This is a genomic window from Streptomyces sp. NPDC058637, assembly GCF_042717325.1.
In the GTDB taxonomy this organism is placed as follows: domain Bacteria; phylum Actinomycetota; class Actinomycetes; order Streptomycetales; family Streptomycetaceae; genus Streptomyces.
This window is the reverse complement of sequence record NZ_JBHXRD010000004.1, coordinates 188,138-207,547: the sequence shown is the minus strand read 5'-3', so window position 1 is coordinate 207,547 and position 19,410 is coordinate 188,138. Positions and strand designations below refer to the sequence as shown.

Sequence of the window (19,410 nt, the reverse complement as noted above, 5' to 3'; positions counted from 1 at the left end):
CTCAGGCTGTGGGGGAAAGTGTGACTAGCGGCCGAATTTTTTCATGCCGCAAGAGGCTAGAGCGCACCCACTGGTCCCTCGCTGTTGCTGGCGGGGTGACACCTGGGCACTGGCTCAGGGGCCTTGTTCAAATGCTCACCCAAGCGCTGCAGTATGCGCACCCAATCTCCTCATCACATCAGGGTTCGGAGGGTCTGCTGCACAACCAGCGACTACGGTCGTGCCCGCTGAAGGAGCGGTAGTCGCGGGTTCAGCGGTGCGTGGCCGGGCTGTTGGGGCCGTTCGCCGCGGATTGCCGTGCCAGTCCAGGATCAGGACGGTGGCGTCGTCCTTGAGGTTGCCGTAGCAGGCGTCGAGCACCGCGGCGGTAAGGCTTCGGACGGCTTCTCGGGGGTGCAGCGCGCGGGTGTCGAGGATGATTGAGGGCAGGTCGACGGCCGCCGCGCCGCGATCCTGCATGCCGTCGGTGAGCAGAGCCAAGCGGTCTCCGGGCTGCAGTTCGAGTTTCTGCAGGCGATAGGTGCTGGGGGCCGCTACGCCGAAAGGCAGGTTCACGGCGAGCTCGACCTCTTCGACGGTTCCCTCGCGCAGCAGGAGGGGGCGGGGATGGCCGGCGTTGACCAGTTCGCACAGGCCCGTCTCAAGGTCGACGCAGAACAACTGCCCGGTAGCGAGGCCACGGCTGTGTCCCAGCAGGGCCTGGTGGGCGTGGTTCGCCTGTTTGAGGGCGTCACAGCCGCTTCGGCGGGACTGTCTCAGCGCTCCGACCAGCAGAGTGGCGAGCAGGGCGGAGTTCGTGTCGTGGCCCATGGCGTCGGTGATGGACAGGTGTAGTTTGTCGCGGTCCAGGGTGTAGTCGTAGGTGTCGCCGCCGATGTCGTCGGCGGGGATCAGCCCGGCGGCGAGGGTGAACTCGTTGGCCTCGCAGCAGGGTGCCGAGGGCAGCAGTTGGTGCTGGATCTCCGCGGCCAAGCTGGTCTGGGTGGTGCGGCGGCCGAGGTGGTACAGGTCGGTGAAGCGACGGTCCGTGACAATGATGTAGGCCAGTGCGTGGGCCGCGTCGCGGACCTGCCGCAGCACGGTGTCGTCACCCGCCTGCAAGGTCAGCTCCAGGATGCCGATGCGATCGCCCCGGTTGCTAACCGGGGTGATGACGCGCTGTCCGCCCTGCCCGCTGGGTTCCACATGCTGGCGCTGGCTCTGCAGGACACGGTCATAGACACTGCCCTGCAACTGGATCGGCGCGTCCGCGTCTTCGACGCTTTCGCCGACCGCGGCAAGCCGCACCAGCCGCTCGCCGATGAGGTCGACGAACAGGAAGGACACGCACTCCGCACCGAACCGCTTCTGCAGGTCGTGCGCCACCACGTCAACGGACTCACCAGGCGGGGCCGCTTCCGCAGCGGCCAGCAGCTCGCCCAGCTCCAGATCTCCACCATTCACGACAACCTCCCATTGGCTGCCGGACCTTCTTCCCCAGATCCCCTAAACCTCACCTCCTGGGCCCGTCATGCCTGGTCAGGTGACTTCGTTCACAAGAATCGAGGCTCCTGAACAACGCCGGTCAGGGCAGAGGGGCCGGGGGCACGGGCCCGGGCCAACTGCTTACGCACTGGATTAGGAGAAACGTGCGCCCGCCCGGACCTGGACAAGGGGTCGGGCGCCGGTGTGCACGGGACGGCATGACAAGGGGTTGCAGAAGGTTCCCTCGGGCGTCCGACCGCTGTGAATCGACATCACGAACACCCTTGCCGCGCACGTGCCGGAAGAGGTGTATGAGCGACGATGCGAGCAGCACCCCTCGGGCTGCCCTAACCAGCTTCGCCTATTGCTGCCGAGCCGACGCAAACCACACGACTGCTCTTACTACTCGCAAGGCAGCTACCTCGTCGTCGATCTCGAAACCCACCGACAAGCGCTCTCTACTGGTGCCTACGCGGCCAATGTGTCTGCCCGGGACTACCCGAGTGGATCCGGCACACGGCCGCAGATGAATTCCGCCGAGGCGAAGAGCTCAAGTTAGTGCTGCTCATCTTGGTGCGGGTGACCTCGGCGGAGCGGTTCCTGTCAGCGGCGTGGGAGCCGGTAAGGTCTGTCCGGCAGAGAGGGGCAGCGGGACCCATATTCTCGGCGTTGTCCCGCCCGACTGCGTCAGGTGTGCTCTGCTCCGGGGCGGCCATGCCATTTAGCCTCGATCCACCGATTTGATGTCTGTGGATAACTCCTCGTGAAACGAGGAAGTGCCTTGTGACCTGCGATGATGGGAGTTCTTGAGGCTTCCAGCACGCACAATCAGCAAGGCACTTCCGAGGCAAGTTTCCCATACACCGGCGGCGGTCTCCGCTGCGTTCGATGATCCGAATCTGATCGCGCAGGCCGGGCTGGTCCCGGTGCTGCGGCTGGCCGAGCGGTGCGGGCTGTCGCGGCTGGTGACGGAGAAGGTGAAGCTGACCGGGGTGAAGAACGGGGCGGGCGCGGCAGCGGACGCCAAGGTCACCAGCATCGTCGCGGGCATGGCCGTGGGTGCGGACAGCATCGACGACCTGGCGATGTTGCGCCACGGGGCGATGCCAGCGTTGTTCGGCGGTATTCGCGCCCCGTCCACGCTGGGCACGTTCCTGCGCGGGTTCACCCACGGGCACGCTCTTCAACTCCATGCCGTGCACCGCAGGTTCCTCGCCGCACTGGCCGCGCACACCCCGCTGCTGCCGGGCGCGGGTGAAGTGGCATTCGTCAACGTCGACTCCACCCCCAAGCGGGTCTACGGCCGGGCGAAACAGGGTGCCGGGCAGGGCCGGTTCAGGGGCATCCGCACCCTGCACCCGCTCCTCGCCACGGTCTGCACCCCCCACTTCCGGCCGGTGGCACAGGGCGCTGGCCCGGTTCTGTTCTGCACCCTCGACAAACAGCTCGTCCGGATCAGCGTTCCGGCACGCTGCTTCAAGGCCCCATGCGATGTCGTCCTCGGCCACCTCGCCCCCGCCCCTCTCCCTCTTGACCCCTGCCACCCTCCTCGAGGAGGCATGCTCGATCAGCACGGTAGGACGAGGTGCACACCGCGAGACACCCCCCTCCTGTGTCTGCGCCTTTCGAGTGAACCGGCCTTGACGAACGCGCTGCATGCACACAGTCGATTCCGTGGTGCCGTTCGAACCGGCATGGTCTCTCTCGCCTTCTGGACGACGTCGGCGCAATGGTCCGGCCACTGCCGAGCCGACTGCCGCGAGGTACAGGACAGGCGGTGAAGCGGGCGCGGGCCGGTGCGTGGGTGACGCGATCCCGGTCGGCATCGGAAGAGCGAAGCGAGACCATCAGCCGAAAGCGGAGAAAGGTGCGGGTTTCCCGCTCCGGGGCTGGACGGGTCGCGCACGGCTCCAGTCCACAGCCTCGCGCGCCTGACGCAGAACTTCCTCGGCCGCGTCCCGTGTCTCTGACAGGACGTCGCCACGCTCCTGCACAAGTCGGCTGTAGATGGGCGGGTGATCAGGTATGTCGGTGCTCATAGCGCCTGATCTTCCCCGTTCGTCGATGATCTGTCAGGCCCCGGCCCCCGAAGAGCATCGCGGGCGATGCCCGGAGCCCCGCAGACAATGCTGTTCCGTGCGGCGTGCCCGGGCGCACCAAAGCCCCGGCTGGTCAGGCAGGCCAACCGGGGCCGTAGACCTGGACGCGAAGGGCGGTCGCCTCTCAGCGGAGAGCTCCACCAGCCGCGGCAGAACGATCCTGCGCAACGCCGACATCTTCCACCGCTGGCTGCTGGGGATGGTGGCCGATGACCGACTGGCTCGACGCGTTCGCAGACCGCGGACTGATCCGCTGGAACCCATCCGCCGCGTGTTGGGAACGCACCCCACCCACCGGAAGAAACGACCACGACGAACCCGAGGCTGCGCCGGGCATGACGGAGCGCATCATGCAAGAGTCCATCACCGCCGTCGTGAGAGGCGAACCTCGGATGCTTCCACGGGCGTACAAGCACACCCATGTGGTCCCCGGGCCCGTGGCTGTCGGCATCTTTCCCACGGAATGAGGAACACGCACTGCATGGACGCACACAGCACCTCCGCCTCGCAGCCGCTTCCGGGCCAGGATGAGTCGTACTGGATGGCCACGAGCCCGCCGACATCACTCCCCCCGCTTCCTGCGGACACGGAGACGGATGTGGTGGTCGTGGGAGGCGGCATCGCCGGGCTCAGCACCGCCTGGGAACTCGTCCGCACCGGGCTTCGTGTGGTCGTCTTGGAGGCCGACCGCATCGCCGCCGGCGTCACCGGACACACCACCGCCAAGGTCTCCGCCCTGCACGGCCTGGTCTACGGCCGGCTCCTGCGTACCCGTGGGCTCGACGCCGCCCGCATGTACGCCCGTTCACAACAAGGTGCCGTCGAACGGATCTCCGCTGTCCGCGACGAGCTGGACATTGACTGCGCGTGGGAGCGACGCCCAGCCTTCACCTACACCACCCAGCCCGAGAACCGTTCCGCACTGCAGGCAGAGGCATCCGCAGCCCAGGATGCGGGGCTGGACGCCCGGTACGTCGAACAGACCGGGCTGCCCTTCGACGTGGCGGGAGCGGTGCAGGTCGAGGGACAGGCCCAGTTCCACCCCCGGGCCTATCTCCTCGCTCTGGCCGATGACTTCCGGGCGCACGGCGGGGTGATCCATGAGCGGAGCCGGGTGACGGGCCTGCACGAGGGGACCCCGTGCCGGGTCACTACCGAGCCCGGGCACACGGTGACCGCGCGGGACGTCGTCGTCGCCACCCACTATCCCGTCTTCGACCGGGCCCTGTTGTTCGCCCGTCTCTCTCCGCGCCGGGAGCTCGTCGTCGCCGCGCCCCTTGCCGCTGGCCAGGATCCGGCCGGCATGTACCTCACGCAGGACGACGGCAAACGGTCCGTACGCACCGCCCCCTACGGCGACGACGGACAGCGGCTGCTGATCGTGACCGGTGAGAGTTTCACCCCGGGTGAGGGCGACCCGGCCGCCGGCTTCGCGCGCCTCGACGCGTGGATGCACGCTCACTTCCCCGTGGGCGACACCGCCTACCGTTGGGCGGCCCAGGACAACGACGTCAGCGACACCGTGCCGATGATCGGCCGCTACCACCCGGGCGCCCGGCACACCTACGTCGCCACGGGCTTCGGTGGGTGGGGTATGAGTGGCGGGGTGCTGGCCGGCCAGCTCCTCACTCGACTCATCCACGATGAGGAGCCGGTGTGGGCGGGGCTGTATGACCCGCGAAGGCTCTGGAGCGCGGTGCGCGAGGCCCCCGCGCTGCTGAAGCAACAGGCCGACGTGGCACGTCATTTCGTGGGTGACCGCCTCGCCACCACCCACGTCGACTCGGTCGCCGAGATCGCCCCGGGTACGGGAGCGGTGGTACGGATCGACGGCAGCCGTTGCGCCGTCTACCGTGACGAGTCCGGTACTGCGCACGCCGTCTCGGCCCGCTGCACCCACCTCGGCTGCCTGGTCGCCTTCAACGCGGCCGAGACAGCCTGGGAGTGCCCGTGTCACGGCTCCCGTTTCGCCACGGACGGATCGGTCCTCCAGGGCCCCGCCACCAAACCGCTCGCGCCTCGCAAACCGACCCAGTAGTAGCGCCCTGCTCTGGCAGCCGATGCATCGCCTACGTGAGCGGGCTGGGCGGCGTCCACCTGCATTGGAGCCGGGCCCAATCGGGCGCTGTCCCTCGACGGCGAAACCGACGTCCCGGGTGAACCTGTCGCGCCCAGGGGGCTCTGAGCCTCGGCGTTCGCCTGTCCCTTCGACGCAGTGCACGGCGCGCCAGCGGCCAATGGCCGCCCGCGTCGCACTGCGCGCCCTCAGCCCCCTCTGTGCCTTACTCATCCGTTCGGTCGCTGTCTGCTCGCACACCTACCAGGACTCCGCGTCAGATGGGACCACTCCGGAACCTGGATGAGAGGCCCACCGGAGGGTACGCGGAAGGTCGTCGGGCAGCCCGCCCGATGGACCGCGCCCGGTCTGGAAGGAGTACGTCATGCCGCAGGGGTCCAGCAAGAAGCGTGAGCGCCAGTACGAGCACATCAAGGAAGGCGCGGAGAAGCGCGGCACCTCCGAGGGCCGTGCGAAGGAGATCGCGGCGCGCACCGTGAACAAGGAGCGAGCCCGTTCCGGCGAGTCGAAAACGGCCAGCAAGACTTCCACGCGGGACAAAAAATCCGCCTCGCAGCGCGGCGGCGAGCGCTCACACACCGGCTCTCAAGGGCCGACAAAGGATCAGCTGTACGCGGAGGCCAAGAAGCGCAACATCGACGGCCGGTCGTCCATGAACAAACAACAACTGGCCAAGGCCCTCGGCCGCTGACCGACAACTGCAGCGCCCTCAGGGACCGGGGCCGGGCCCGCCGCCCCGGTCGGTGGACGCCACGTGATCAAGGAGACCCATGAGCACTCACCATCCCAAGCACGAGCCCGCACAGGACGAAGATCGCCCCGCCACGGCCGGCGACGAGCTTCTGCACGAGGCGGAAGAGGCCGAGACGAGCGTGGCGGACGACGGGGAGCGGGGCAGCAATGACGGCGAAGCGTCTGATGCGCTGTCCCCGAACGAGGACGCGCAGGAAGACGTCCACCATCGCGGCGCCTGACCGCTGTGCTCGCAAGATCCATCCGCAGCCCATGCGCGTACACGTGTACATCTCAACGCCCCGTGCATGGCAAGTTCACAGCGGACGGAGGCTCTACGTGGTCGACAGCACCTTGGCATTGATGGCCCAGGGATACGCGTGGTTGCCCGATCGCCGTCAACGCAGCGGCGACAAGCCGGTGCACTGTCGTCTCATGGGCAAGAACCCTTTGACTTCGTGTCAGGGAAGCCAGCTGGCTCAGGGAACGTTCCAGGGCGTTCAGCACCGTCTCGTATCCCTCGAAACTCAGATGCCACGATGACGCCTCAGCGGCCGTCGAGGGTGGTAGTGGATGCCTTCCTTGGCAGTGTGCAATCCGGCCCTGGTCTGCGCGCTCGCGCCACCGGGCGGTGGTGCCGGATCCGGTGCGCCCCCGCGTAGGACGGGGTGTGTGTCGGCGGTGAGGTCGTAGAGCGCTCGGGCCAGGATGCGGACGCTGTACTCGGCGCTTCGGTAGCGCAGCGGCGGGGCGATGGTGACGTTGACCGCCGTACCGATGGTGACGTTGAACCGCCGTACCGATGGCGCAGCCGATGAGGACCGGCAGCACGATCTGCCCCAGCTGCGTGATGCGGGTCATGTTGTCGGTGGCGCTGCTGTAGGTGGAGAACGCGAAAAACGCTGCGGTGGCCACCTGTGGCCCCTGTACCCCCAGCACCGTGAGCACCCGATCGACAGGGCGATGACCGCCACCAGCACGAAGGTCAGCAGATCTGGGCCAGCCAGGAAACCGAGCGTGGCCTGCACAGCCACCCCTGCCGCAACCGCGACGTAGCTCGTCGGCATGGTCGCGCTCGCGGACACCGCCTCAAGACGAATGTCGCGCGTACTTCCACCTAGTGATGGCAGCCGTCCCGCATATGTCCCAAGGTGACTCGATCATCGCGACGGCCTCGGAAGATGCCCGAGGGAAGCGACTTGATGATGGACTACGCCGCGTCCAAGGCGGCCGCCCTGGCCTTCACCAAGTCCATCGCCCCGCACCTGGTGAAGGAGGGCATACGGGCCAACGTCGTCGCTCTGGCACCTACTTGGAGCGCGCCCAATCTGGCCGGTCTGCGCTTCACCGACGACTACCTGACGGACCTGCACGCCCAGACGGCCCTGGGGCGGGTGGCCCAGCCCGAAGAGGTCGCGCCAGCCTACGTCTACCTCGCCGGCGACGCGGACTCCAGCTACACCATCGGCGAGACCATCGCGGCCACCGGCGGATACACGGACTCCCGCTGAGGACGGCGCACGGCATCTGGCGAGACCCTCCTGCGAGTCGCCGGGAGCCCAGCGCGGGGGCCCGCCCGCGGATCCCGACGGAACCGCCCTGGTGACCGCGTGTCCGCGGCCAACCGATGGGCGGATCCCGACGGAACCGCCCTGGTGACCGCGTGTCCGCGGCCAACCGATGGGCCGACCCGGACTCAGGGCTTGAGCAGCGTCTTGATCATTCCGTCTTCCTTGTCCTGGAACATCTGGTACGCCTTGGGGCCGTCTTCCAGCGTCATGTGGTGGGTGGCGAAGGCGTCGACGCCGAGCGGGTCCTCGTCGGTGAGTAGCGGCAGGAGGTCATCCACCCAGTGCTTCACATTGGCCTGCCCCATGCGGAGCTGGATCTGCTTGTCGAACATGGTCAGCAGCGGCATGGGGTCGACCGCGCCGCCATAGACGCCGACCACCGAGACGGTGCCCCCCCGCCGGACGATGTCGATCGCCGCGTAGAGGGCGTTGAGCCGGTCGATGCCGACGCGGTCCATGAGTTTCTCGGCCACGGCACCGGGCAACAGCCCCACGCCCCATTGCGCCGCCTTGGCCAGAGGCGCCCCGTGCGCCTCCATTCCCACGGCGTCGATGACGGCGTCCGTGCCGCGCCCGTCGGTCAGGTCGCGGACTTTGTCGCCCAGATCCTTGCCGTACCGGCGCAGGTCGAGTGCCTTGACGCCGTCCGCGTGTGCGCGGCTCAGCCGCTCGGGTACCAGGTCCACCCCCACGACGAGGCTCGCGCCCCTGTGCAGCGCTATCCGGGCGGCCATGGCCCCGATGGGTCCGAGCCCCAGGACGGTCACCGTCCCTCCCGGCGGAATGTCGGCGTACTCCACGGCCTGCCAGGCGGTGGGCAGGACGTCGGAGAGGAAAACGAAACGATCGTCCGCTGGGCCTTCCGGCACCTTGATGGGCAAGGTGTTGCCGAACGGCACCCGCAGGAACTCTGCCTGTCCCCCGGGCACTTGGCCGTAGAGCTTGCTGAACCCGAAGAGCGCCGCACCCGTACCGCGCTCCTTGACCTGGGTGGTCTCGCATTGCGAATGCAGTCCACGGTCACACATGAAGCAATGCCCGCAGGAGACGTTGAACGGCACCACCACACGGTCGCCCGCCGACAGTTCGGTGACCTCTCGGCCGACCTCCTCGACGATTCCCATCGGTTCGTGCCCCAGGATGTCACCGGGATCGAGGTAGGGCCCCAGGACCTCATACAGATGCAGATCGGATCCACAGACACCCGTGGACGTCACCCGCACGATGACGTCGGTCGGATCCTTGAGCACAGGGTCGGGGACTGTCTCCACACGGACATCACGCTTGCCCTGCCAGGTGAGTGCACGCATCAAATTTCCTCCGGTAGCAGTGACGCTTGGTCTCCTGCGGGTCTCCCGTGAGGGCGACGTTATGCGTATGCACGGCCTGTGCCAGCGGTCGATCCACAAGCGCAAGAGGGCCACCACAAGCCCCGTGCTCGCACCACGATCAACCCTAGGCAGAGCCTGGCGTAACCGCACCCGCGCGACTCTCGTGCTGTCCGCGTCGCCGTACATGGAGGCTTTGCGGCTCCCAGTCGTGTCCATGGCCGGGCGGTGCTCACATCAGGTAGCTCGGTCGAGGCGCAGCTGGCGAGGGCCGTGCGCCCGTTCGCCCACCGCTCCGAGCAGCGCCCAGGCGGCGGCTTGGTTCGCGCTGACGACGGGTTTCGGGTTTGCCGAGGCGTTCTTCGAGGCGGGGAAGCGCGTCGTAGGTGGGAAGCGTGGTGCAGCTGATGAACACGGAGCCGGCCCACGGATGATTTCTTCTGATGACGGTGTCCACCACCTATTGTTCCTCCACGGCGTAGACGGCCTGGACCGTATCGAGCCCCAGTCCTGTGAGGGCCACGATGTCGAAGCCGGAGGTTGTGAAGACATAGGGGGCGCGACCCCGATGTGTCGCCTTGCGCAGTACGAGGGCTTCGCTGACGTATGTCCTCGACGCTGACGCGACAGCAGTGGTTCGTCCTCGACCAGGGTCCGTGATGCCACCGCCAAGCGCCGCGCCGCCGACAGGAGTGATGCGCGGAGCCTTCTCCTGATGGCGCCGGGCGATCGCTGCTCGCCGCCATTAACAGCTTGACCTGATCCACGTTCATGAGATCCGCGCCCATGTTGCGCTCCATCATCTGGAGCGCCGCGTTCGCCAGGTCGTCGTGGATAGCCGCGACAGCATCCTGGACGACGATCACGTCCAGGTGCCTGATGTGGGCATCAAGTGCGGAGTACAGCACGCACTGCTCGGTGACCTGACCGGAGAGGATTACCTCTTGCACGCCCAGTTGGGAAAGGAGATACGACAGGGGCGTCTCGTAGAAGATCGAGTGCCGGGCCTTGACCACGAAGAGTGATTCCTCATCTGGTCGAAGCGGCTCGACCAGCTCGGCATGCTGACCGGCGAGTGCGGTTTCGACGATCTCTCCGTGGTGGGAGCGCCATTCGCCGAAGTTGTCGTTGGCGTAGATCACTGGAACGCCCGCGGCCCTGGCCCGCTCCAACAGCCGGACGATGGCGGGCACGGCCTTGCGGACCCCGGGAAGGAGCAAGTCTGCGTCGGGGTGCTCGTACGTATTGATCATGTCGATGACGATGACCGCGCTCCTACTCATGGACTGACCGCCGCCCCGTGCGTGGAACGGTCATGACGGCACGCCCCCGACCCGACCCGCTGCCCGTCACTTCGCACCACCCCCGCTCTGTGCCAGTCCTCGCAGGCGCCGGTTCGCCGCAGTCACGCTGCGGCCGCGGCGCGCGAGCCCTTCCCATGGGTCCTTCTCGAGGCGGTCACCGAGGTCAGTCACCGTCCACCGGCGGGCGGTCAGTTCGGGGTCGTCCAGTTCGGGGTCGTCCAGTTCGTCCCAGTCCAGCGGCACGGCCACGGGCGCGCCCGGCCTTGACCGGACGCCGAACGGCGCGACCACGGTCTGGGCGTAGCCGTTGCGCGCGACATCCAGATACAGGCGTCCCTTGCGCGCGTCCTTGCGGGGCTCGGTCGTCAGCTCCTGCTCGTACCGGGAGACCAGCGTCCGGGCCGATGCGCGGGCGAGCGCCAGCACGTCGTCGGCGTCATCGCGCCGGTTCAGCGGTACGACGACGTGCAGCCCGCGTGAGCCCGTGGTCATCAGGCCCGAGGGAAGGTCCAGCTCCTCGAGCAACTCGTGCAGGCGGTGCGCCGCTCGGCGTACTGGTTCGAAGTCGTCAGCGGGCGGGTCGAGGTCGAAGACCAGGCGGTCGGGGCGACGCGGTTCGTCAGCGCGGCTCAGCCAGCGGTGCGGGGTGATGCACGCCTGGCCCGCAAGATAGACCAAGGTCGCGGTGTCGTCACAGACCACATGCGTGACTTCGCCGTCTTCCTTGTCGACCGTGGCACGACGAATCCAGTCGGGGAAGTAGCCGGAGACCTCCTTCTGATAGAAGCGGTCTCCGTCGATGCCATCCGGCATCCGCTCGAGCATCAGGGGCCTGCCGCGCAGCTCTGGCAGCATCCGTGGCGCCACACGCCGATAGTGCTCGGCGAGATCGGCCTTTGTGATGCCGTCCTGCGGGAACAACTTCTTGTCGGCCCGCTTGACGTTGACCTTACGTCGCCCAACCCGTAGCTCGACGTCTGGACTCACGCCACCGCCTCCTCCTTCGCACCGGTGCTCATACTGTCCCAATTCCCTGCTCCCCTAGCCGGCTCAAGGGAGCGGAGTGCCTCCGGTGGCGTTCATGATCTCCGCGGTGATGAAGCTCGCGTGCTCCGAAGCCAGGAACACATACGCGGGCGCCATCTCCGCGGGCTGAGCCGGCCGACCCATCGGCGCCTGCTTGCCGAACTCCTTGGTGTCCGGCAACGTCGCCGGGATCAGCGGCGTCCACACCGGCCCCGGAGCAACAGCGTTGACCCGGATGCCGTCCTCGACCAGCATCTGCGCGAGACCCTGTGTGAACGTCACGATGGCGCCCTTGGTCATGGCGTAGTCGAGAAGGTGCGGGCTCGGCTTGTACGCCTGCACCGACGTGGTGTTGATGATCGACCCGCCCGAAGGAATATGCGGCACGGCCATCTTGCACAGCCAGAACATGCCGTAGAGGTTCGTGCGCACCACCCGATCGAACTGCTCCGTGGTGATGTCCCCGATGCCCTCAGGCTGGGACATCTGATACGCCGCGTTGTTCACCAGCACATCGATGCGCCCGAACTCCGCCACGGCCCGCTCGACGAGGCGACGGCACTGCTCCTCTTCCCGGATGTCGCACGGCACGGCCAGACCGCGGCGCCCCGCCTCCTCGACGAGGCGGGCTGTCTCCTTGGCATCCTCCGCCTCCTCGGGCAGGTACGTGAACAGCACGTCCGCACCCTCGCGTGCGTAGGCCAGAGCGACTGCCCGCCCGATACCGGAGTCACCGCCGGTCACCACCGCCGCACGGTTCTGCAGCAGCCCGCTCCCCCGGTAGGAATCCTCGCCGTGGTCAGGACGAGGGTCCATCGGACCGGTCCAGCCCGGCGGCTCCTGGTCCTGCTTAGCGAACTCCGGCTGCGGATGCTTGGCCGTCGGGTCCTGCGGGGTCTCACCCATCAGTACTGTTCCTTCCTCGGGTCCACTGTTTCCAGCTTGCGCCGCACCTGGCGGAGGCGCGAACGCCCACGCTCGCGGTGAACGAACGGCGTGGACGCACGTCTCCGCAGCATCGCGTTTCCCGTGATCCGCGGTTCCACACATGCGGGGCGAGGCATTCCACTCCGTCGATCCCCTCCATGAGCACGTCGACACACACAGCCGTCAGCGGCGTTGGAGTGAGGCACGAGTCCCGAGAACGGGGTGCCTGCCACTCTCGCAGTGGGTCCCCGTCCCGATGGGCCACGGCTGTGCCGGCTTGGCCGCCGACCGGACGGCGTCTCCTTCGGCTTCTGGGAAGGCCCTGACCTCGACGCCCGGCGAAGGACGGCGTGCTCCACTGCAGACCCGTGAGTGTTCGACGCGGCAAAGTTCCACGGGGAAGACTCGACTGGGCCACCAGAAGGGAGATCGACGTCACCTACCGTAATCAGCACGTCCTCGTCGAACATGGCAGCGTAGCGCCCCACGACCGTGGCCGCCCCGTATCCCAATCCACATCCACACCAGTCATGAGCCCCCACCGCCCAGATTGTGCGCGCGCTCTCCGCAGGAGGCTGCCCCGTCGCGGCCATCTGTCAGAGAACCCCTCGCGCGAAAGCGGCATATCTCCCTATTATCGATCGCTGCATGCCGACATTCGCAACGCAGGTGGCGGCTGGACAATTCAGGCCGACCGTCACGATCTAGTGCGCCAGCTGGAGGCTCATCACCTCACGGCACGCGAACGACCTGGAAACGTTCGTACGGGAAATCGATGCGGCGCTCGCCATCCCGGGCCTGCCGGCCCCCTTCGCACTAGGATTCCGGTCCATGGCTCATCGCCCCTTAACCTCTTCTCCCTTCTCTCCCGCGCAGGCGCTGGCCGCCCGGGTACGCGCCCTTCGCGAGGAGCGCGGATGGACGTCCGAGCACCTGGCGAAAGAGGCCGGCATCGCGCCCGGGACCCTGGTACGCGTCGAGGGCGGGGGTGCGATCCAGCCAAGTTTCTTCACCGTGGGCGCACTGGCCGAGGTACTCGGGGTCTCGCTCGATGAGCTGTTCCGGCAGGCACAGCGACCTGAGGCCGGCCTGTGGTCCGCCGCGGCAGTGGTCACGTCGCCGTGGTGACTGCGGACGGCCGCTACTACCTCAAGCACGGCAAGCATCCCCGGCAGGTCCAGGCGGAGAAGGAGCGGCTGGCGGGTGACAGCGCTCAAGCTGCGCTCGCCCCGGCCGGCGGAACTGAACTGGTCTCCCGACTGCAATCAGCATCAGGGATGATCACGGTTGCTGATCCCGCGCCTCGGACCCGGGGGCGGTGGCGGTGGCGGGCCGCCTTTTACGACGCACTCCACCACGGGCACGTTCCGGTAGGTCACAAGGTGCGGTGGAACGGTCGCCAACGTGGCGACTGTGTCTTCACCCTGGTCAACGAAGAGGCCGAGAAGGCTGCACAGCCTCCTCCGGTGCCGAGCATCGACATGCCGGAAGTTCTGGCTCGGCCTCACCCTCTCGTCCGTGCAACGCGTAGAGCCATGGGCCGCTCCCAGGGCTCGCGTACCGGATTCTGGGCAGCGTGGGCGAGGCGGAGGACGCGGTGCAGGACCGGTGGCGGCCAGTGCACCAGGACTGGCGCGATGTCGAGCACCGGCACCTGCTCGGTTCACGGAAGTTGCCGATCCACTCGCCGCGCCGGCTCCGCCGGGGCGAGAGGACCACGATCACGGGCGACCTGATCTACCTCTGCCTGGCGGCATTCGTGGTGTGGGGCCGTTTCGGCCCCGAGTTTTTCACGGGCTGACCACCCACCGCTCCCTCAGGCGAACCACCATCGAGAAGACAGCGCACGGACCTCGCCAGCACACCACCTGCCCACCGGCCAGCATCTTCAAGATGGCGCAGGCTCAATGTTCAAAGCCGGTGACCGTACTGCCGTATTAAGCCGAAAGGCGCCCGTCAGCTCTGGGAGTCCCCTGGGACTTTTCTGGGACTTCCGGCCCCATCAAGCGGCACGAACGTGAAATAGCCGAAAGGTCATTCGCGCAGGTCAGCGACCGCCAGCCGCTCATCGCGGCAGGTCACAGCGCTGGCTGGTCTCTTCCGGGACATCTGAAAGCCTGCCATTGGCACCGCCACACCCCTTCTGACCTGCACAAATGCGAGTCGAGACGGGGTGTGACGGAGTCCCTGGGACTTTTCTGGGACTTCGAACCAGGAGCGATGGCCTCCGTGCACCGCGCTCTTCACGTGATGAGTCATCGGAAAGATGTCAGCTATGAACGAGGCTGCGGTTGAGCGCACTTTCGGGGCGACCGGACAGTTCCTCCCAAGTGCCTTCCTCGGTGACCCGTCCGGCGTCAAGGACCGCGATGCGGTCACACCGGCGGATGGTGGCGCGGCGATGGGCGATGACAACGGTCGTGCGCCCCTCCTGATGCAGCGCCGTGGCGAGTTCGGCGTCACTGGCGTTGTCCAGGTGGGCGGTGGACTCGTCCAGTATCAGGACTCTCGGCTGTGTCAGGAGCGCGCGAGCGAGGGCGATTCGGGCCCGCTGGCCTCCGGAGAGGGTGGCGCCGCGCTCTCCGACCAGGGTGTCCATCGGGGCGATTCGGTCGATGCCGCACAGACGGGCCGTTTCGGCGAGGAGGTCGTCGTCGGCCTCGGGAGCGGTGAGGCGAAGGTTGTCGGCGAGGGTGCCGTGAAAGAGAGGTGTCTCCTGCCCCACCAGCGCGACGGACCGGCGGAGTTCGGCGTCGTCCACCTCCCGTACGTCGATGGGCGCCCCGTCCGCGGGTATCAGCTGTACCGCTCCGGCGGCCGGGTCCCAGAAGCGCGCCAGGATATGGGCGCACGTCGACTTCCCGGCGCCCGAGGCGCCGACCAGGGCAAGCGTCTGCCCGGCTGGAACGGTCAGGTCGACGCCGTCCAGCACGGGACCGCCGCCGTAGTCGAACCTCACCCCGTGCAGCCGGACGCCCAGGGGGCCCGGGGGAAGAGATCGGGGCGAGAGCGGCGGCGGAGCGAGGGCTGGAGCCTTGACCGCAGCACCCACGCGGGAGGCGGCAGCACGCAGGGACACGGCCTGGCTCAGGGACCGGGCCGACTCCGCGACGGGGCCGAGGACGGCGAGGGCGAGGGCCATCGCCGCCGGCGCCCACGCCCCGTGCAGCCGCCCCGAGGTCACGGACTGTGCCACCGCGGCCACGACACCGAGGACGGCCACCACGATGAGAAGGTCACGGGCCGCGGCGGCCAGGGCCTCCCAGGTGGCTTCGACGCGTTGGGCGTCGCCCACCCGCCGTCCGCGTTCCGCCAGTCGGCTTCGTCGGTCGTCGAGGGCGCCGAAGGCGAGCAGTTCACGCAGTCCGTCGACGGTCTCGACGGCGTCGGCCGACAGCTCGGCGCCGGCCTGCCGCGTGCGGGCACCACGCCTCGCGCGCCCACGTGCCTCGGCGAACGGAGCCGCGGTGAGCAGCGCTGCGATCGGCAGCACGGCAGCCAGCAGCCACGGCTCCACCGTGGCGAGGACCGCCGTGCCGGCGGTGAAGACCGTTCCCGAAGCGAGGAGCTGGGCGGTGGTGTGGGCGTAGAAGAACTCCAGTGCCTCCACGTCGGCCATGGCGGTGGCGGCGAGATCCCCGCTGCGTCGGCCCGCGACACGGGCGGGCGCACTGCGGGCCAACCCGTCGAAGACGCGTACGCGCAGCGCGGCGAGGACCCTGTAGGCCAGGTCGTGCGAGAGGTCCATCTCACGCCAGGTCATCAGGGTGCGTACGAGGACCAGGGCCACGATCACGCCGACGATGCCGGAGGACGGGGCTCTGCCTTCGGTCACGGCCGTCCCCACGGTGTGCGCCGCCAGCGTCAGCAGCGCGACGATGGAGCCCTGTTCGAGGAGAGCGGCGGCACACGTGCGGACCGTCATGGCCCGGTGCCCGGCAAGGGCGGGAAGCAGCGCGCGGAGCGAACCGCGCTCGGGCACGAAGGTGCCGGTGGTCGGGGTGCCCATGGCGTTGCTCATGCGGCGAGTTCCTCAGGGTGGGTGCGGCCGGCCTCGACGAGTCGCGCGTAGACGCCCCCGGCGTCTGCGAGCCCGGCGTGTTCGCCGATGGCTTCGACACGTCCCGCGTCGAGGACGACGATGTGGTCGGCGTGTTGGACGGCGGCCAGCCGGTGGGCGATCACGAGAACGGTCCGGTCGTTTGCGGCATTCATCAGTTCGCGGACGATGTCCGCTTCGCGGCGCTCGTCGACCGAGCTCGTCGCCTCGTCGAGGACGAGCACCCTGGCGTCCGTGAGCAGGGCACGGGCGAGTGCGAGCCGCTGTCGCTGTCCGCCGGAGAGGGTGGCGCCGCGTTCGCCGAGGACGGTGGCGTAGCCGTCGGGAAGGGCTTCGATCTCGTCGTGGATGCCTGCGGTACGCGCCGCCGACATCACCTCGTCGTACGTGGCGTCCGGCCGGGCCAGGCGCAGGTTGTCGGCGATGGTGGCGTGGAAGAGGTACGTCTCCTGCGACACCACGGCGATGCCCTGCCGGAGTACTTCGAGGGAGTACTGGGTGGCGCTGCGCCCGTCGAGGGTGATCCGGCCTTCGCCGGGGTCGTGGTGACGCAGGAGCAGGGCGAGGAGCGTGGACTTGCCGGCACCGGACGGGCCGACGATCGCGGTGGTGCGTCCCGCCGGTGCGGTGAAGGAGACACCGTGGAGGGCGGGCTCCGGTGCCCCGTCGTAGGTGAACCGCACGTCCTCGAAGCACACTTCCGGGGGTGTCGGCCAGCACGCGGATGCCGTTCCGGTGTCCCGGACCTCCGGTTCGGCGGTGCGCAGCGCCGCGATCCCGTCCGCGGCCGAGGCGCCCAGGTATCCGGCGTGCCATTCGCGGGCGAGGTCGCGGACCGGCCGAAAGCACTCGGAGGCCAGCAGCAGCACCAGATAGGTGCCGGTTGCCGTGGTGGACCCGCTGGCGGCCGACCAGCACGCGAGGAGTGCTGCTGCGGCGGTACCGCCCTGAATGGCGAGGTCGGTGATGCCGGTGTCGACCAGGGAGACGCGCAGTTTCGCGACGGTCGCCCTGTGCAGCGCCGCCGAGCGCTTCTCCAGGCGTGCGCGGGTGCGGCCGACCGCACCCGCGGCCCGCAGTGCGGGCATGCCCTGCAAGGCTTCCAGATAGTCGGCGCCCAGTCCTTCGTACGTGTCCCAGTGCTCCTTGCCGCGGGTGGCCAGGAGCCGGTCCCAGGCGCGCGGCCCGAACAGGGCCAGCAGCAGAGCCGGTACGAGACCGAGCAACGCCATCGGTTCCACCACGGCCAGTACGGCGAGCACCAGGGGCGGCACGGTCAGGGTGATCAGAAGCTGGGGCAGGTAGCGCGAGACATAGGCGTCGACGCCCTCCACGCCGTCGACGAGGGTGGTGCGGACTGCTCCGGCGCGCGCGGTGGTCAGATGCGCGGGCCCCAGCCGCCCCAGGTGGGCGAGGAGTTCGTCCCGTAGCGCCACTCTCGCCTCCGCTCCGGCGCGGGTGGCGGTGCGCCGCTGCCAGGTGCCGAGTCCGGCCCGGGCGGCCACGACGAACACCACGGTGGTGAGCAGCCACGGAAGCTGTCCCGTGTGGCCGCGGGCCAGCCCGGCCAACGCGACGGCCAGCAGCACGGCCTGTGCCAGGTGGGTGAGGGTGACGGCCCCCTGCAGGAGACCGGCGGCGAGCAGAGGCCGCCGCACGCGGCGGGCGGCACGGCGCAGTTCGGGGTGGACGATCATGTGGTGTTCTCCTCGTCGGCGTGGAGGGTGCCGAGGACCAGTCCATGGACGATCCAGTCCCGGCCGGGTGTGTCACCGAGCGCGGCGCCGAGGTCCGCCTGCTGCCAGGAGCCGACGGGCCGGGCAGCCACACCGTGGCGTCGGGCGGTGACGTGGGCCAACTGGACAGCGAAGCCGGCTCGCAGGTGGGTGCGGCGGATGTGCCGCTCGTCGGCGTCCTGGGGACAACCGCGGGCGAGCAGGACGGCACCCGCGTCGGCGATCCATGCCTGGCCGGCGGCCCAGGCCGCGAGCGTCGGGCGGGCCTCCCCCGCGGCGAACCGCCGCAGTGTCGTGCCGTCGGCGCCCAGCTCCATCAGCCCGGGCCGAGGGGGGCCGACGGCCACGCACCAGCGCAGATCGCTGCCACCGGCGCGGGTGGCGGTGGCGAGGACCGCCCTCAGCGCGTCTGGGGTCGGCGTGCCGGGTAGCGGCGGCGGTGCGCTGCGTCGGGCCAGCAGTTCCTCGGGGGTGGGTACCCTCACCGACGGCGGAGGACACACAGGGTCCCCGGGCCCGGGGGCTGGGAGGGAAGGCGCGATCCGCACGAAGGCGAGCGGTGTCTCCGCGTCTCCGTCCAGGCTGAGTTCGGGCACGGTCATGCCCAGGGCGTGGGCCGCGAGGAACAGCGCGGCGGTGGCGTGCCCGGTGTCGAGGAGCAGCAGCGGCCAGGCGCGATGGCCGTAGTGGGAAATCGTCCGGCGTGCGGTGACGGAGAGTTCGACCCTGATGCCCGGCGGCTCGGTGTCGGGTCGCCCGCCGAGACGGTGCGCGTGGTCGCGCAGTGGGTCGTAGCCGTAGCGACCGGGCGGGAGAGGGCATCCCGTGCCCAGGACGAGTTCGGTGTCCACCGGGTGCAGTGCGCCGGCGGAGGCCGCAGGCCGCATCCGGCCGGAGTCGTCCGAGGCGCGCAGGGAGAGGCGCAGCATGGCCCGCAGGTCGAGATCCGCAGGGCCCGCTTCCGGGATCGTGTGCGGCTGTCCCGGCCAGGCCGGGACAGGTGGTCCCGCAGGTGTGTCGGGGCAGGGGCGTCTCGGGGAGCGGGCGCGGACGAGAGCAGCGGCGAGATCGAGGTGTTGCACGGGT

14 protein-coding genes and 2 pseudogenes are annotated in these 19,410 nt (G+C 68.7%); 7 read left to right on the top strand and 9 right to left on the bottom strand.

The annotated features are described in order from the left end of the window. Window positions 1–135: 135 nt before the first annotated feature. Both ACFWVP_RS05885 and ACFWVP_RS05880 read right to left on the bottom strand, forming a co-directional pair. Complete coding sequence (locus tag ACFWVP_RS05885) at window positions 136–1,443, bottom strand: PP2C family protein-serine/threonine phosphatase (protein ID WP_384493923.1); 1,308 nt, start codon at window positions 1,441–1,443, stop codon at window positions 136–138. A gap of 1,421 nt (window positions 1,444–2,864) precedes the next feature. After that, window positions 2,865–2,957: pseudogene (locus ACFWVP_RS05880) on the bottom strand (WhiB family transcriptional regulator); the annotation flags it as partial. A gap of 815 nt (window positions 2,958–3,772) precedes the next feature. Here ACFWVP_RS05880 and ACFWVP_RS05875 point away from each other — a divergent pair. The 5 genes from ACFWVP_RS05875 to ACFWVP_RS05855 all read left to right on the top strand — a co-directional run bounded on the left by ACFWVP_RS05875 (window position 3,773) and on the right by ACFWVP_RS05855 (window position 7,883). Beyond that, window positions 3,773–4,030 carry a hypothetical protein gene (locus ACFWVP_RS05875; RefSeq protein WP_384493921.1) on the top strand — a complete coding sequence of 86 codons (258 nt, stop codon included), beginning with the start codon at window positions 3,773–3,775 and terminating at the stop codon, window positions 4,028–4,030. Between the two features lie 14 nt (window positions 4,031–4,044). Then, on the top strand, window positions 4,045–5,601 hold the full coding sequence (locus ACFWVP_RS05870; RefSeq protein ID WP_384493919.1) for an FAD-dependent oxidoreductase: 1,557 nt from the start codon (window positions 4,045–4,047) through the stop codon (window positions 5,599–5,601). A gap of 403 nt (window positions 5,602–6,004) precedes the next feature. Further along, the gene (locus ACFWVP_RS05865) at window positions 6,005–6,331 is read left to right on the top strand and encodes a plasmid stabilization protein (RefSeq protein ID WP_383733456.1); all 327 of its coding nucleotides are present in this window, start codon (window positions 6,005–6,007) and stop codon (window positions 6,329–6,331) included. A 79-nt stretch (window positions 6,332–6,410) separates the two neighbouring features. Continuing rightward, window positions 6,411–6,614, top strand: a complete 204-nt coding sequence (locus ACFWVP_RS05860) for a hypothetical protein (protein WP_384493918.1) — start codon at window positions 6,411–6,413, stop codon at window positions 6,612–6,614. A 960-nt stretch (window positions 6,615–7,574) separates the two neighbouring features. Then, window positions 7,575–7,883 carry an SDR family oxidoreductase gene (locus ACFWVP_RS05855; protein WP_384493917.1) on the top strand — a complete coding sequence of 103 codons (309 nt, stop codon included), beginning with the start codon at window positions 7,575–7,577 and terminating at the stop codon, window positions 7,881–7,883. A 185-nt stretch (window positions 7,884–8,068) separates the two neighbouring features. Here the strand turns inward: ACFWVP_RS05855 and ACFWVP_RS05850 are convergent, their stop codons facing one another. The 4 genes and pseudogenes from ACFWVP_RS05850 to ACFWVP_RS05835 form a co-directional block, all read right to left on the bottom strand. Continuing rightward, window positions 8,069–9,253: a zinc-dependent alcohol dehydrogenase gene (locus ACFWVP_RS05850; protein WP_384493916.1), complete on the bottom strand. Its 1,185-nt coding sequence runs from the start codon at window positions 9,251–9,253 to the stop codon at window positions 8,069–8,071. Between the two features lie 773 nt (window positions 9,254–10,026). After that, a pseudogene (locus tag ACFWVP_RS05845) lies at window positions 10,027–10,554 on the bottom strand (cysteine hydrolase family protein); the annotation flags it as partial. Window positions 10,555–10,620: 66 nt separating this feature from the next. After that, window positions 10,621–11,562, bottom strand: coding sequence for a non-homologous end-joining DNA ligase (gene ligD / locus ACFWVP_RS05840; protein ID WP_384493915.1), 942 nt, complete (start codon window positions 11,560–11,562; stop codon window positions 10,621–10,623). Between the two features lie 63 nt (window positions 11,563–11,625). Continuing rightward, complete coding sequence (locus ACFWVP_RS05835) at window positions 11,626–12,507, bottom strand: SDR family oxidoreductase (protein ID WP_384493913.1); 882 nt, start codon at window positions 12,505–12,507, stop codon at window positions 11,626–11,628. An 852-nt stretch (window positions 12,508–13,359) separates the two neighbouring features. Here ACFWVP_RS05835 and ACFWVP_RS05830 point away from each other — a divergent pair. After that, the gene (locus ACFWVP_RS05830; RefSeq protein ID WP_384493911.1) at window positions 13,360–13,656 is read left to right on the top strand and encodes a helix-turn-helix domain-containing protein; all 297 of its coding nucleotides are present in this window, start codon (window positions 13,360–13,362) and stop codon (window positions 13,654–13,656) included. A 448-nt stretch (window positions 13,657–14,104) separates the two neighbouring features. Continuing rightward, the gene (locus tag ACFWVP_RS05825; protein WP_384493910.1) at window positions 14,105–14,329 is read left to right on the top strand and encodes a hypothetical protein; all 225 of its coding nucleotides are present in this window, start codon (window positions 14,105–14,107) and stop codon (window positions 14,327–14,329) included. A gap of 468 nt (window positions 14,330–14,797) precedes the next feature. Here the strand turns inward: ACFWVP_RS05825 and ACFWVP_RS05820 are convergent, their stop codons facing one another. From ACFWVP_RS05820 to ACFWVP_RS05810, 3 genes are read right to left on the bottom strand one after another with little or no spacing between them, the layout of a single operon-like run. After that, entirely contained in the window at window positions 14,798–16,549 is a 1,752-nt protein-coding gene (locus ACFWVP_RS05820) for an ABC transporter ATP-binding protein (RefSeq protein WP_384493908.1), read from the bottom strand. Beyond that, entirely contained in the window at window positions 16,546–18,285 is a 1,740-nt protein-coding gene (locus ACFWVP_RS05815) for an ABC transporter ATP-binding protein/permease (protein WP_384493906.1), read from the bottom strand. Before ACFWVP_RS05815 ends, ACFWVP_RS05820 begins: the two co-directional genes overlap by 4 nt. Beyond that, window positions 18,282–19,406 (bottom strand): SagB/ThcOx family dehydrogenase, encoded by a 1,125-nt coding sequence (locus ACFWVP_RS05810; protein WP_384493904.1) that lies wholly within the window; start codon window positions 19,404–19,406, stop codon window positions 18,282–18,284. The genes ACFWVP_RS05815 and ACFWVP_RS05810 overlap by 4 nt, the downstream gene beginning before the upstream one ends. Between the last annotated feature and the right edge of the window lie 4 nt (window positions 19,407–19,410).